The sequence below is a fragment of the Bacillus smithii genome, from assembly GCF_001050115.1.
Taxonomy (GTDB): domain Bacteria; phylum Bacillota; class Bacilli; order Bacillales; family DSM-4216; genus Bacillus_O; species Bacillus_O smithii.
In genome coordinates, this window is record NZ_CP012024.1 from 2481176 (window position 1) to 2495799 (window position 14624).

At 40.8% G+C, this 14624-nt stretch carries 12 protein-coding genes; 1 reads left to right on the forward strand and 11 read right to left on the reverse strand.

All coding sequences use genetic code 11. The annotated features are described in order from the left end of the window. Nucleotides 1-38: 38 nt before the first annotated feature. The 11 genes from speD to BSM4216_RS11680 form a co-directional block, all read right to left on the reverse strand. Nucleotides 39-419, reverse strand: coding sequence for an adenosylmethionine decarboxylase (gene speD / locus BSM4216_RS11630; protein WP_003355605.1), 381 nt, complete (start codon nt 417-419; stop codon nt 39-41). A 508-nt stretch (nt 420-927) separates the two neighbouring features. Beyond that, nucleotides 928-1959: a glyceraldehyde-3-phosphate dehydrogenase gene (locus BSM4216_RS11635; RefSeq protein WP_040342004.1), complete on the reverse strand. Its 1032-nt coding sequence runs from the start codon at nt 1957-1959 to the stop codon at nt 928-930. Between the two features lie 185 nt (nt 1960-2144). Beyond that, on the reverse strand, nt 2145-2747 hold the full coding sequence (coaE, locus tag BSM4216_RS11640; RefSeq protein ID WP_048623810.1) for a dephospho-CoA kinase: 603 nt from the start codon (nt 2745-2747) through the stop codon (nt 2145-2147). Nucleotides 2748-2800: 53 nt separating this feature from the next. Next, nucleotides 2801-3505 carry a sporulation membrane protein YtaF gene (ytaF, locus tag BSM4216_RS11645; RefSeq protein ID WP_255287949.1) on the reverse strand — a complete coding sequence of 235 codons (705 nt, stop codon included), beginning with the start codon at nt 3503-3505 and terminating at the stop codon, nt 2801-2803. A 23-nt stretch (nt 3506-3528) separates the two neighbouring features. Further along, nucleotides 3529-4347 carry a DNA-formamidopyrimidine glycosylase gene (mutM, locus tag BSM4216_RS11650; RefSeq protein WP_048623812.1) on the reverse strand — a complete coding sequence of 273 codons (819 nt, stop codon included), beginning with the start codon at nt 4345-4347 and terminating at the stop codon, nt 3529-3531. 21 nt (nt 4348-4368) lie between these two features. Next, nucleotides 4369-6999 (reverse strand): DNA polymerase I, encoded by a 2631-nt coding sequence (polA, locus tag BSM4216_RS11655; RefSeq protein WP_048623813.1) that lies wholly within the window; start codon nt 6997-6999, stop codon nt 4369-4371. 326 nt (nt 7000-7325) lie between these two features. Next, a complete protein-coding gene (locus BSM4216_RS11660) occupies nt 7326-8036 on the reverse strand; it encodes a response regulator transcription factor (protein WP_003355612.1) in 711 nt (236 codons plus the stop codon). Between the two features lie 197 nt (nt 8037-8233). Next, a complete protein-coding gene (gene mdh / locus BSM4216_RS11665) occupies nt 8234-9172 on the reverse strand; it encodes a malate dehydrogenase (protein ID WP_003355613.1) in 939 nt (312 codons plus the stop codon). A gap of 85 nt (nt 9173-9257) precedes the next feature. Continuing rightward, nucleotides 9258-10529, reverse strand: a complete 1272-nt coding sequence (gene icd, locus BSM4216_RS11670) for an NADP-dependent isocitrate dehydrogenase (RefSeq protein WP_048623814.1) — start codon at nt 10527-10529, stop codon at nt 9258-9260. Nucleotides 10530-10711: 182 nt separating this feature from the next. Then, on the reverse strand, nt 10712-11827 hold the full coding sequence (gene citZ, locus BSM4216_RS11675) for a citrate synthase (protein ID WP_048623815.1): 1116 nt from the start codon (nt 11825-11827) through the stop codon (nt 10712-10714). Between the two features lie 257 nt (nt 11828-12084). Next, nucleotides 12085-12546 carry a DUF441 domain-containing protein gene (locus BSM4216_RS11680; protein ID WP_048623816.1) on the reverse strand — a complete coding sequence of 154 codons (462 nt, stop codon included), beginning with the start codon at nt 12544-12546 and terminating at the stop codon, nt 12085-12087. 250 nt (nt 12547-12796) lie between these two features. On the opposite strand from BSM4216_RS11680, the gene ytvI reads away from it, so the two are divergent. After that, nucleotides 12797-13930: a sporulation integral membrane protein YtvI gene (gene ytvI, locus BSM4216_RS11685; RefSeq protein WP_048623817.1), complete on the forward strand. Its 1134-nt coding sequence runs from the start codon at nt 12797-12799 to the stop codon at nt 13928-13930. The last annotated feature ends 694 nt before the right edge of the window (nt 13931-14624 follow it).

Here is a 14624-nt window from a genome sequence, read left to right on the forward strand (position 1 = left end):
AAGTAAAAGGGTGCATGATTGCCATGCACCCCTGAATTTTACAATGCTTTTATATTTTGAGACTTCACTTGTACCGGGCCCATCCCTCTCGGCAATTCAATGGTTTCACGAGTCTGGGCACCTAATGCTTCAGCTATATAATCAGCAGCAATATTCGGATTCAAATCGCCGCATGTATAAACGTCAATGCTTGCATATCCGTGCTCTGGGAAGCTATGAATCGTTAAATGTGATTCTGATATAATCACTACCCCGCTTACGCCTTGAGGAGCAAATTTATGAAATGCTACCTCTCTGATTTCTGCACCAGATTTCAATGCGGCTTCCACGAAGATTTTTTCAATTTGTTCCACATCGTTCAGTTTTTCAAATTCACAGCCCCAAAGTTCAGAAATGACATGACGACCCATTGTTTCCATTGATCGTTTCCCCCTTTTACAAAATTTTTTTCGATCAAAAGAATATTTTTAAAAGTTTTATAACTACCACGGGGGAAAGTTAGTCCGAAGAGGTCCTAACCCTTTAAGTAGTTATGATTCCATTATAAGAAGTTCACGAATCATAGTATACTTGGTTTAATATCTTTTTGCAATAATGTTTTTGTCGAATGCAGGCAAAAATCGTTTGTACTGTTAAGAAGGACCAACCCGGTTAAATAAAAAGGCTCCATATGACATGATTTTCAGTCTCAATGGATAGAACCTTTCGCTGGATTAAGCAAAAAACGAACTCATCCATATCATAATAAAGCTAAACGTATCCCATAAAAAAAGAGGCTGACTTTATAGGTCGCCCCTCTCCTAAGCACAAAGAGGGAGCCTGGCCCAGTCAACCTCTGTAAAACAACAGTTTCTAGCTGGAAAACATATGCGAAGCTATGGTGCATCTTGTTAAACACGAAAACTAGCTTTTTTCAGTTTTTACGTTTCAACCAATTTTCATTTCAGCTTTTTTTTCCATTTCTTGCGCGACAAAAGTGGCCAACTCCACTACACGGCAGGAATAACCCCATTCATTGTCATACCAAGCCAACACTTTTGCCTTTTTTCCGCCGATGACGATCGTGGATAATCCATCGATTATGGCAGAACGTGAATCGGTATTAAAATCGATGGAAACAAGCGGTTCGGTAGTGAATCCAAGTTTTCCTTTTAAAGGACCTTGGCTGGCGGCAATAAACGCTTGATTAATTTCATCGGCCGTAACTTCCCGTCGCAAATCCACCACTAAATCCACTAAAGACACGTTCGGAGTCGGCACGCGCAGCGCCATCCCATGCAGTTTTCCTTTCAATTGCGGCAGCACAAGCGCCAGCGCTTTAGCCGCCCCTGTAGTGGTCGGTATGATGGACTGGCCGCAGCTGCGGGCTCTTCGCAAATCTTTGTGAGGATTATCAATATTTTTCTGATCATTTGTATAAGCATGAACGGTTGTCATCAACCCATTTTCGATGCCGAATTCTTCATCCAGCACTTTCGCTACCGGCGCCAGACAGTTGGTGGTACAAGAAGCATTGGAAATAATATGATGCTTTTCTATGTTTAAATCGCTTTCATTCACGCCCATGACAATCGTAACATCCTCATTTTTGCCGGGCGCCGTCAAAATGACTTTTTTCGCTCCGGCCTCAAGGTGAAGAGACGCTTTTTCACGGGAATTAAATTTGCCAGTTGCTTCAATCACGATATCTATTTGAAGATCTCCCCAAGGAAGCTCTGCTGGATTTCGGTTGTTTAATAATTGAATTTTTTTGTTGTTGACAATAATGGCGTTGTCTTCTGCTTCGACCTCTCCTTCAAACTTTCCATGATTGGAGTCATATTTAATGAGATGAGCTAAAGTAGCAGCAGGGTAGCTTGCATTAATGGCTACAATATCTAATTTTTCTTCTAAAATGGCTCTTCGTAAAAACATCCTTCCTATGCGGCCAAAGCCATTGATTGCTATTCTCGCCTTCATCATTCCGGCTCCTCCTATATGTTATACTTTTAAGGGAATTAACTAAAATTAGTATAACATATTTCATTTTTAATGGAATGATTATTTTGCATATTTTTTTGACCATCCCTTTTTATACCATCACAAAAGTTCACCATGCTATCCATAAAACAAAAAGGCTGTCCAATCTTCAGACAGCCTTTTGTTTACGGGCGGAGGGCCCATATTTCGATGATATGTTCCAACTGTTTTTTTGTTTCGGTAATGGTCCCATTGTTATTGATCACTGCATCCGCTTTACTGGCTTTTTCTTCAAGAGACATTTGTGCCGAGATTCGAATCTCGGCAGCCTCTTTATCTAAACCGTTTCGTTTCATCAGTCGTTGAAGCTGTATGTTTTCATCTACATAGACCACGATGGTTTTATCCACCATCCATGTCAGTCCGCTTTCAAAAAGAAGCGGAATATCTAAAAAAATCGTTTGCTTTCCATTCCGAATGGCCTGCTCTTTTTCCAAAAGCATCTGTTTTCGAACAGCCGGATGTACAATAGCGTTCAGTTGAAGTCTTTTCTGCTCGTCGCGAAATACGAGGTCGCCAAGCTTAGGTCGGTTAATTTCCCCATTCTCCAACAGAATGTCTTTTCCGAATGTCTCCACTATTTTTTTATAAGCCTCTTCTCCAGGTTGAACGACAATCCTTGCGGCAACGTCGGCATCAATCACTGTAAAGCCCTTTTCTTTCAAAAGACTTGATACCGTGCTTTTTCCACTGGCGATGCCGCCGGTTAAACCGATAATGGCAGCCATTTGCGTCCCCCCTTTTCCATTCTTGTCATCGTATGAAAGATACTAGGTCTCTTTTAACCAATTTTCCAAAATCCAATTAACATTAACAGCAATCCGGGGAGATACGTTAATCTTTGCACCCATTGCCTCTTGGAAAATACGGACCCCATCTTCAGCCCGGCAGAAACAAATATTAGACTCATAATGGCAACGGATGCGGATAAAAAAACGGGAGAATAGCCAAGCATGGCCGCTCCCAATCCGGCTCCGAAAGCATCAAGGGATAAAGCAATTCCAAGCATGACCGCTTCCAGGCCCGTAATCGTTCCCGATCGATCAAAATCCGCTTTTGTCGGCGTCTTTAAAATACTAATCACTAAACCGACGGACTTTAATTCCAATTTAAAAATCATCTTTTCATGCGGAAGCTCTTCTTCATCTTTTTGATGGCTGCGAAAAAGCGGAAAAAGCGCCCATGCTCCCAAACCGATCAAAATAATGCCGCCAATCAGCGATGCCAAATGCGGGGACAATATCTGGCCGAATAAGCGGCCGATCATCATTGCCAGCAGCAAAGCCACACCTGAACAGCAAGAAAGAATCACGACAGACTTCAAAGGGAGTTTCATTTGTTTGATGCCGTAGGCAAGTCCCGTACTGAAATTATCAAGACTAACCGCAAACGCAAGTAAGAGTAAAGAAAAGAATGATCCCATTTGTGCAATCTCCTTCCTATCTGCCTGAAAATAATATATGGAAGGAGCTCGCCCATTGTTCATTCGTTTTCAAACGGCCGACAATGTCAATGCTGACAGTTTGAGCAAAAATGTGTGCCGCGGCCAGCGACTTTTATTTTTTCGATAGGACGCCCACAGATCCGGCAAGGCTCCCCGTTTCTCGCATACACGAACAGTTGCAGCTGGTACGTCCCTTTCTTTCCTTGTGAATTCACATACGAGCGGACCGTGCTTCCGCCTTTATCGATGGCCTCTTTCAACGTAGTGATGATCTCCGCTCTTAGCTTTTCTATTTCCTTATCATTCAAATCCTGTGCTTTCCGCTCCGGATGAATCCCGGAACGAAACAACACTTCATCGACATAAATATTGCCGAGTCCAACCACTACTTTTTGATCCAGCAGAACAGCTTTAATCAATCTGCTGGTTTTTTTCAGTTGTTCTTTTAAAAAGGCGAATGTGAATGCATCAGAAAAAGGCTCCAGACCTAAGTGCGATAAAGGAGGAGCAAAAAATTCTTCTCCCTTTGGAAACAAATGAAACGTTCCAAATTTCCGTACATCTCTGTACAACAGATGCGTACCGTCAGTAAAGTGGAACACTAAATGGGTATGAGGATCCGGCTCTATCTTTTCTTCCACACGATAGCGACCTTCCATCCGCAAATGCGATACAACAGAATAGTCATCAAAATGGAAAATCAAGAATTTCCCTCGTCTGGATATATCATGGATCGTCTGTCCGTTCAACGTTTTTCGAAAAGTGTCTGCGTCTGTATTTTGAATCATTTTCGGCCAACGGATCGTCACGTCTTTTATCGTTTTCCTCGTGGTTAAAGGAAGCAATGTTCGCCGAACGATTTCTACTTCCGGCATTTCAGGCAAAACCTATCACCTCCAAACCGCCTATTTAGCATCATACCAAGTGGGGCCATAGGCATAATCCACTTTTAGCGGAACTTTCAATTCAACCGCATGTTCCATTACATCTGGTACGATTTTTTTCATCGTTTCTATCTCATCGGGAGGAACTTCAAAAATCAATTCATCATGCACTTGAAGAAGCATTCTCGATTTAAGCTGTTCTTTCTTCAATCGTTCTGCCATATCAATCATTGCTTTTTTAATAATATCAGCAGCGCTTCCTTGTATTGGCGTATTCATGGCCGTCCGCTCTGCAAAGCTGCGTACATTGAAATTTCGGCTTGTAATCTCCGGCAAATATCGTCTTCTATGAAGCAATGTGGTTACATAACCTTTTCGTTTCGCTTCTCTAACAATCTCATCCATATATTCTTTTACATCCGGATAAGAAGCAAAATAACGTTCAATAAACTGACCGGCTTCCTTTCTCGTAATCCCTAAATTTTGTGAGAGTCCATAATCGCTGATTCCATAGACAATCCCAAAATTAACGGCTTTCGCCTGTCTCCTCATATTGGATGTCACTTCTTCTTTTTGTACATGAAAAACATCCATGGCCGTTTTGGTGTGGATATCCATATCCTCTCGGAAGGCTTCAATAAGCTTTTGATCACCGGATATATGAGCGAGAACCCGCAATTCGATTTGTGAATAATCCGCTGAAAAGATGACCCAATCTTTTTCAGACGGGACAAAAGCTTGGCGGATTTTCCTTCCTTCTTCGAGTCTGATCGGGATGTTTTGCAAATTAGGATCTGCGGAACTCAGTCTGCCTGTCTGTGTAAGAGCTTGATTAAAGCGAGTATGCACTTTATGAGTATTTTGGTGAACGACTTTCAACAGCCCATCTATATAAGTGGATTGCAATTTTCCTAGCTGGCGGTACTCCAAAATGTAGCGAACGATTTCATGACTGCTTTCCAATTTTTCCAATACATCGGCGGATGTGGAATAACCTGTTTTCGTTTTCTTTATCACCGGCAGCCCCATTTTTTCAAATAAAATATGCCCTAGTTGTTTAGGAGAGTTAATGTTAAACTCTTGTCCGGCCAATTCATAGATTTCCTTTTCGATTTCCTGCAGCCTGTTGTGAAGTTCGTCACCCATTTCTGTCAACCGATCCACGTCCACCTTTACGCCTGTCCATTCCATATCGGCCAAAATCAAAGCAAGCGGCATTTCTAAATCGTAAAAAAGAGAGAGCTGATCATTTTCTTTCAGAACATCTCGACATGTTTCCGCCAATTTAGTAAGCCCCACCGCTTTTCTTGCAATATGCTCCTCATAAATTTCTCTGTCCGGGAGCTTTAATTTCGCCCCTTTTCCGTAGACCGCTTCGTCGGATTGCACTTCATTAAAACCATGAAGCTTAGCTACATCGGCAAAATCGGAAGGGGATTCAGACGGGTTAATTAAATAAGAAGCTAGCAGTAAATCAAATTCAATCCCTTTCAGTTCAATTCCATGCCTCCGCAAGGCAATAACCGTACGCTTAGCATCAAACACCGTTTTCTTTTTCGTTTCGTCTTCAGCCCATTTTTTAAAAACAGGAGATTTTAAAGTTGATTCTGTCGGCAAATAAAAAATTCCTTTTTCATTTTGAACAGCCATACCGACAATGTCGCTAATGAAATAATTTTCACCAATCATCTCTAAATAAAAAGAATTTTCCTGTTCGAACAAATCCTCCGTGATTTCTTCGACAGTTTGATACTCCAATTTTTCTAATGGCTGCACTTCTGTTTCCTGAGTTTGATCTATTTTCTCCAGCAGAGACTGGAATCCAAGTTCCTTATAAATACTCTGAACTTTTTCCCAGTCCGGTCCTTGATACTCAAGTTCGTCAACCGTAATCCCTAAAGGAGCATCTCTTTTAATGGTTGCTAGTTCTTTGCTCATTAAAGCTTGTTGTTTATGTTCTTGAAGCCGTTCTTTTAGCTTTTTTCCGCTGATTTCATCAATAGAATCGACTACCTTTTCAACGGTTTCAAATTCTTTTAACAGTTTAATCGCCGTTTTTTCGCCGATTCCAGGGACTCCAGGAATATTATCCGAAGAGTCTCCCATCAAACCTTTCATGTCGATAATTTGTTGAGGGGTAAGACCGTATTTTTCTTTTACATGTTCCGGAGTGTATTCTTCAATATCGGTAATTCCCTTTCGACAGAGACAAACCGTTGTTTTCTCCGAAGCCAATTGGGTCAAATCTTTGTCTCCGCTGTAAATTTTGATTTCAAAATCTTTTTTCTCCGCTTCTAATGAAAGGGTACCAATGATATCATCCGCTTCATAATTTTCCAGTTCAAATTGCGGAATGTGAAAAGACTTTAATAAATCGCGGATAAACGGAAATTGCTCCGATAGTTCCGGAGGCGTTTTTTGCCTGCCGCCTTTATATTCCTTGAATGTTTCATGTCGAAAAGTCGTTTTGCCGGCATCAAATGCCACCAACATATGGGTTGGCTTTTCTTCCTCTAATATTTTGTTCAGCATCATCGTAAAGCCGTAAATCGCATTGGTGTGAATACCTTTTTCATTATTTAATAACGGAAGGGCGAAAAAAGCACGGTATGCAATGTTGTTTCCATCTATCAAAATCAGTTTCTTCTTCACTAGGCAACCTCCCTTTGTCTTCTCCTACTTGTTATTCTACCATGCAAAGAACCGAAAAGAAAAAAGCGGTTTTCCATCCGCTTTTTCTTTATGGAGGCCCCTTCAATCATGAAAATGCGCCATTTCTCACTAATCGGGCACCAAGGACGTTCCACCATTTAACAAAACTATTTTATATGACAAAAGCTTGTTTTCCAATTGGATTCAATGAGCTGATTTCAAGCGGAGAGATCTATCAGAGGGCGATAAGCGGCCGTCCATCCTTTTTACGATCTTTATGACTTTTATAATGAAATCCGGATAGCAGCTTTTGTTAAACTAATTGTTTATTTTGGCTCTTCAAATTTATAGCCGATTCCTCTGATGGTCTTAATATATTGGGGTTTTTTCGTATTATTTTCGATTTTTTCACGCAAATGGCTAATATGAACATCTACAATTCGCGTATCGCCGGCAAAATCATAATTCCAAACCGCATTTAGAAGCTGGTCTCTTGATAAAACTCGGCCTTTGTTTTTAATTAAATATAGGAGCAGCTCAAATTCTTTTGGCGTCAATTCCAAAAGTTGATCTTTATAATAAGCCTCGTACAGATGTTGATAAATGGTCACATCGCCGACTTGCAGAAAATCAGGTTCTTGCGACTGTTCACTTTGTGGTTCCGTAAGAAACTGCTGTCTTCTTAAGATCGCTTTCACCCTGGCCATCAATTCACGAGGGCTGAATGGCTTCGTCATATAATCATCAGCACCAAGTTCCAATCCAAGAACTTTATCCACTTCTTCATCTTTGGCGGTCAACATCAAAATGGGGGTCATGATTTTTTGCTGTCGAAGCTGTTTGCAAACCTCCATGCCATCCAATTTTGGAAGCATCCAATCCAATATAATCAAATCCGGTTTCTCATTGAATACTTTTTGCAGAGCCTCTTCACCGTCATACGCAGAACTTGTTTGGAACCCCGCTTGCTCTAAATTATATTGGATCAATGTAACGATAGATGATTCATCATCGACAATCAAAATGTTTTTTTTCATGGATATGAATCCCGCCCTCTTTTCATTTTTGCTTCTTCTCTTCCATTATATTAGTAATCGTTCGCTGTCAAAAGCTCTTTTCACGATTATTTGCAAGAGATAAAGGGATTGATTGAAAAAAGGCAAAAAGAAAAGCTCTATGAGAACGATTCGGTAAACGATCGCGCTTCATAGAGCTTTTCCTAACGAATGAAAGTTTATACTAAAGAAGCCATGACGTTGCGTACGGAATCTGCCGATTTAGCTAGTGCAGCTTTTTCTTCTTCCGTCAGCTCCAATTCGATCACTTTTTCAATTCCGTTTGCGCCAAGAATGGTCGGAACTCCAAGATAGATTCCTTCAAATCCGTATTCACCCTCTAAATAGGCAATGGCCGGAAGAATGCGGCGTTGGTCTTTCACGATGGCTTCCACCATTTCTACCAAAGAGGCTGCAGGTGCGTAATAAGCAGACCCATTGCCAAGGAGATTGACAATTTCACCGCCGCCTTTGCGAGTGCGTTCCACAATGGCATCTAAGCGATCTTTCGGAATTAACGTTTCAAGCGGAATTCCCCCGGCATAAGAGTAGCGCACAAGCGGAACCATATCGTCGCCATGCCCGCCCAGAACAAAACCAGTGACATCTTTTACGGAAACATTCAATTCCTGCGCGACAAAAGTACGGAAACGAGCAGTATCGAGCACCCCTGATTGACCAATGACACGGTTTTTAGGGAATCCGGATTCTTTAAAAACCGTATATGTCATGGCATCGACAGGATTTGTCAGCACAATGATGTAGCAGTTTGGAGAATATTTCACCACTTCTTTCGTAACGGCTTTCATTATCTTTTGGTTTGTTTGTACAAGATCATCGCGGCTCATACCAGGCTTACGGGCAATTCCAGCTGTGATGACCACAACGTCTGAATCTTTTGTTTCTTCGTAATTGGAAGTACCCGTAATATTGGCATCGAACCCTTGGACAGGACTAGCTTCCAGCATATCTAAAGCTTTCCCTTTTGTAGGATTTTCCATGTTAGGAATATCGACCAAAACGACATCTCCAAGTTCTTTTTGAGCAAGTAAAAACGCTGTAGTTGCTCCCGTAAAACCGCCACCGATTACAGAGATTTTTTTACGCTTCAACGCCAAGAGAAGTTCCTCCTTATTATGGATTTATATAAAGAAGCAGGCTCTCAACGATTTAAGAGCCCGACTTCTATCCAACAAATGGACATTATTCCATATTCGCAATTAATTGTGACCCAAATTCGGATGTTTTGACTTCTTTAGCCCCTTCCATCAAGCGCGCAAAATCATATGTGACCACTTTGGAAGCAATGGTCTTTTCCATCGATTTGACAATTAAGTTGGCCGCTTCATTCCAACCTAAATGTTCAAGCATTAATACGCCGGACAAAATAACGGATGATGGATTCACCTTGTCCAAATTAGCATATTTTGGAGCCGTACCATGTGTTGCTTCAAAAATAGCATGTCCAGTTTCATAGTTAATATTAGCCCCTGGAGCAATACCGATTCCGCCTACTTGAGCAGCAAGAGCATCAGAAATGTAGTCTCCATTTAAATTCATAGTGGCCACTACATCAAATTCACGCGGACGTGTTAAAATTTGTTGCAAGAAAATATCCGCAATCGCATCTTTTACAATAATTTTTCCGGCTGCTTCTGCCTCTTGTTGAGCTTTATTGGCAGCTTCTGTTCCTTGTTCTTCTTTGATGCGGTCATATTGAGCCCACGTGAATACTTTATCGCCGAATTCTTCTTCCGCCAATTCGTATCCCCAATTTTTGAAGGCACCTTCTGTAAACTTCATAATATTTCCTTTATGTACTAATGTAACAGATTTTCTGCCTTCTTTAATTGCATAGTTAATAGCCGCTCTTATAAGACGCTTAGATCCTTCTTCCGAAACCGGTTTAATGCCGATTCCAGAAGTTTCTGGGAAGCGGATTTTTTTGACGCCCATTTCATTTTGAAGAAAATCAATGACTTTTTTCACTTCAGGAGTGCCTTTTTGATATTCAATTCCAGCGTAAATATCTTCCGTATTTTCACGGAAAATGACCATATCGGTATCTTGCGGGCGTTTTACCGGTGAAGGTACTCCTTCAAAATAACGTACTGGACGCAGGCACACAAAAAGATCGAGTTCTTGTCGTAAAGCAACATTTAAAGAACGAATTCCACCGCCTACCGGAGTTGTTAAAGGCCCTTTAATCGCAATGAGATATTCTCGGATGACATCCAATGTTTCTTGCGGAAGCCATTCACCTGTTTTATTGAAAGCTTTTTCGCCGGCATATACTTCTTTCCAAACGATTTTTCTTTCGCCTTTATAAGCTTTTTCCACCGCCGCATCTAAAACGCGTGAAGCTGCTCTCCAAATATCAGGGCCTGTTCCGTCCCCTTCAATAAATGGAATAATCGGATTATTAGGTACTTTTAAAACTCCGTTCTGTACTGTGATTTTTTCCCCTTGTGACATGCTCTTATACCTCCAATTTCAGAATCAAAGGTTAGAAGCCATCTGCATCTAACCTTTGTGCAACTATTCTTATTACACCAATAATTCGCGCATTTGTAAACAATAGATTCACGAACTTGCTTTCCCCAAGCAAGCGCTACCAATCGTTCAACGAACGACGTTAAACCACTTATAGCCTGTTATCAACGATCTTCCAGCGGAACATACACTTGTTTGGAAGGACCGATGTATTCAGCCCGCGGACGAATTAAACGGTTGTTGTCATACTGTTCTAATATATGGGCAATCCATCCTGAAACACGGCTGACGGCAAAGATTGGCGTGAAAAGATCATGATCAATTCCCAAGCTGTGGTAAACAGATGCAGAATAGAAATCGACATTCGGCGGCAAACCTTTTTCAGACGTCACAATTTCTTCAATTCGAGTAGAGATTTCAAACCACTTTGGTTCTCCTCTGAGAGCTGTTAATTTTCGGGACATTTCTTTTAAATGTTTTGCACGAGGGTCGCCTTTGCGGTATACTCTGTGACCAAATCCCATTATCTTTTCTTTGTTGGCCAGTTTTTTCCGAATATATGGTTCCACGTTTTCAACGGAATCGATTTCCGTCAACATTTTCATTACTTGCTCGTTTGCACCGCCATGAAGAGGTCCTTTTAAAGCACCGATCGCTGAGGTAATACCAGAATAAATATCTGACAAGGTGGCTACACATACACGCGCAGTAAAAGTAGAAGCATTCAATTCATGGTCGGCATGTAAAATCAATGCTTTATTAAATGCTTCTTCTTCAATACTTTCCGGTTCTTTTCCGTTCAGCATGTAAAGAAAATTCGCTGCAAAGCTTAAATTTTTGTTTGGCGGAATTGGTTCAAGCCCTTTACGAATGCGGGCAAATGTTGTGACCAATGCAGGCATTTTTGCTTGCAGACGGATTGCTTTTCGATAATTCGCTTCCTCGCTCATATCGTCAGCTTCTTCGTCATACAATCCTAAAAAAGATACTGCAGTGCGAAGCGCGGCCATGGGATGGACTTTATCAATTGGATACATTTTAAAATGGTCAATAATTTCTGGAGGAATTTCATAGTTTTCAGAAAGCTGATTTTTTAATTCGTGTAATTCCGTTTTTGTCGGCAAACGGCGATGCCACAGCAGATATATCACTTCTTCAAACGAAGCATTTTCCGCTAAGTCATCAATGTTATAACCCACATATGTAAGGGTATCATCAATAATAGAACTTACAGAAGTAGAAGCGGCAACTACTCCTTCCAGACCACGAGTTGCAGTCATACCCATCTCTCCTTTGTCTTAAATTTCCCCATTACCCACTTTTTTTGCAAATAATGAATAAATAGTAAAAAAATTTTCTTATGCGCTCGCTTATTTGCGGACAAATTCCTTTATATTCAATCCATACTAAAGGATGCGCTTACACGTCTTATTATAACTAATTATCTGACTTTTGTGAACCAAAAGCGCTTAAAATTAAAAAAATTATTTTTTTAGAAAAATGACTTTCTTTATTGAAAATAGTCGGATATTTTTTTCTAGTGAAAAAAACTAAAGATTCTCATTGCTGTATAAGCTATTCCTGCCCCAATAAGAGGACCGACAGCCACTCCTTTAAAGAGGGCAATCGCCAAAACCGTCCCCAACACAAGTGACGTCGTGATATGAGGAGATTCGGCCAGTAAAGATACCCCATGCTTTCCTAAAATGGCAACGATAATACCGGAAATTAACGCAATCCATGCATAAGGAGATTTTAAGGATTCCGTTAAATCTTTGAAACCGATCTCGCCTGTTGCAATAGGCACCAGGACAGCCACTGTAATGATGGTCACTCCCCAATTGATTCCTTTTGAGTGGATCAATGAAAAAATTTTATCATCCGTACCGATGACTTTTAAAACTAATAATACAGCTATCGCCACCATTAAAGATTGGTTTTTGGAAATAAAACCGATCGCTAATAGCAGCAGTAAAAATAAAAAAGGTTGTTGTGACATCATGATGCATTCCTTTCTTTAAGATTTAATTCAGGAAAAGAATCATTTTCCATGTCCATATGGAATGAATGGTATTCTGCCATCCTCTCTTTGATTAAAAAATCGACTGTTATTCATCCGAATCATGCAAAGGGGCCTTTATGGATTCTAACACGCTATAAAAAAAGATAACACTTTTATTCTCACGGGGTAACTGCTACAATACAAATAGATTGCAAGATCTTATTTGGTATAAGGAGAGAAAAGTCGATTGAATCCTGAAAAGCTATATCGTGTTTTGCGCTTTTTTATTGTGGTTGGAGCTGTTTTGCTGTTGTTGTACGCGCTCTTTGTCGTGTCAAAAGTAACTTATCCGTTCATTATTGCGCTGGCGATCGCTTTTTTGATTAACCCACTCGTGAATGTCCTCGAAAAGCGCCTGAAGTTTCCGAGACCCGTTGCGGTAATTGCCTCAATCCTTATTATTTTTGCTATTTTTATCGGCATCATTTCCTTGCTGATAACAGAAATTGTAGCGGGCGCGAATTATTTGGCAAACGTAGTCCCGGGACATGTGGAAACGATTGTCAAGTACACGGAAAATTTTATTGCCGGCCAAATCATCCCGTTATATGATCAAGCTTCAAAACTGTTCAAAAATTTGGGCGCCAACCAACAAGAAACCATTTTGAACAATATTCAAAATGTCGGCCAAAAAATTGCTACAAGTGCCGGAGAGTTTTTAAAAAATTTCTTCTTAAAGCTTCCTGATCTAATTTCTTGGATTCCTAATGCAGCTACTGTTCTAATCTTTTCATTGCTAGCCACTTTTTTTATCAGCAAAGATTGGGACAGACTAAAAGATCGATTTGAAAAATATATGCCCAAAAAGGCACGTTCAAGCAGCGAGCGGGTATTTGTGGACCTCAAAAAAGCACTTTTTGGTTTTGTCCGTGCCCAACTCACACTCATTTCGATGACGGCCGTGATCGTGTTAATTGGATTGCTTATTTTGAGGGTTAAATACGCCATCACGATTGCATTAGTCACAGGACTCGTGGATCTTATGCCATACCTTGGAACGGGAGTCGTTTTTGTCCCGTGGATTATTTACGAATTTATTTCCGGGGAAGTTTCGCTCGGAATCGGTCTTTCGGTTCTTTATATAATCGTCATTGCGCAGCGACAATTCATGGAACCAAAAGTTCTTTCTTCCAGCATTGGCTTGGATCCTTTAGCCACATTGATCGCCTTATTTGTCGGCTTCAAAGTCGTCGGATTTCTTGGCCTCATATTAGGGCCGGTCGTTCTTGTCATCATCAAGACCCTCCACCAAGCCAATGTATTTCAAGATTTATGGAACTATATCATCAAAGGAAGCTCCACAGACAAAAATGTCAGCTGATAAAGCTGACATTTTTTTATGATAGGACGGATCGTTCCATCTTTCTTCTATTCACAAAAGACGATTCTTAACATTTTCCCGCTAAAAACGAAATGAAAACTTGAACGTAATTCACCAAGAGCGAAGCGTCACCAGATAAACGAAAAATTCATTGGTTTTTTTAAAGACTCCAATCGAAAAAATTTCTGCATCACGTTGATCTTTGACTTTAACCCATGACCATATAATCGAGTAGGAGGGAGCGATTAACTCCCGTCCTCTCACACCACCGTACGTACGGTTCCGTATACGGCGGTTCAATTAAGATAATTGACGCAAGTCTTTATAACTTCCGTGAATAGCTGTTCTCTTTATGCCAGTGGTCACTCCACCCTCCAAGAGGTCTCCCACGGGATTCACCGCTTCCTCCCTCAAGTGAGGTACTACGTTTTCTGTGTTCATCATGACTCACTGAATACCAAGGGCTATTCTCTCTTAATTGTTCGGTCCTTCTTAGTTGTTCTAGACCAACTAATACTATGACCTCTGCTGACTTCTGACGGTTCAGCTACTTATCACTAAGTAGGTTATGAAGAGTACTTCACATATCCGCCAGACCTCCCCGGGTAAGTACATGCACTTTCACACCATCTATCCGCCTCATTTACTCGATATGACCTTCGACAGAAAGAGCTTTGTTTTGTTATGCAAACTC

Excerpts from the sequence above, each read along its gene's own strand:
- BSM4216_RS11635 (WP_040342004.1), bottom strand. The coding sequence starts at position 1,959 with ATGAAGGCGAGAATAGCAATCAATGGCTTTGGCCGCATAGGAAGGATG.
- ytaF (WP_255287949.1), bottom strand. The coding sequence starts at position 3,505 with ATGAACAATGGGCGAGCTCCTTCCATATATTATTTTCAGGCAGATAGG.
- coaE (WP_048623810.1), bottom strand. The coding sequence starts at position 2,747 with ATGGCTGCCATTATCGGTTTAACCGGCGGCATCGCCAGTGGAAAAAGC.
- icd (WP_048623814.1), bottom strand. The coding sequence starts at position 10,529 with ATGTCACAAGGGGAAAAAATCACAGTACAGAACGGAGTTTTAAAAGTA.
- BSM4216_RS11660 (WP_003355612.1), bottom strand. The coding sequence starts at position 8,036 with ATGAAAAAAAACATTTTGATTGTCGATGATGAATCATCTATCGTTACA.
- speD (WP_003355605.1), bottom strand. The coding sequence starts at position 419 with ATGGAAACAATGGGTCGTCATGTCATTTCTGAACTTTGGGGCTGTGAA.
- citZ (WP_048623815.1), bottom strand. The coding sequence starts at position 11,827 with ATGACTGCAACTCGTGGTCTGGAAGGAGTAGTTGCCGCTTCTACTTCT.
- BSM4216_RS11680 (WP_048623816.1), bottom strand. The coding sequence starts at position 12,546 with ATGTCACAACAACCTTTTTTATTTTTACTGCTGCTATTAGCGATCGGT.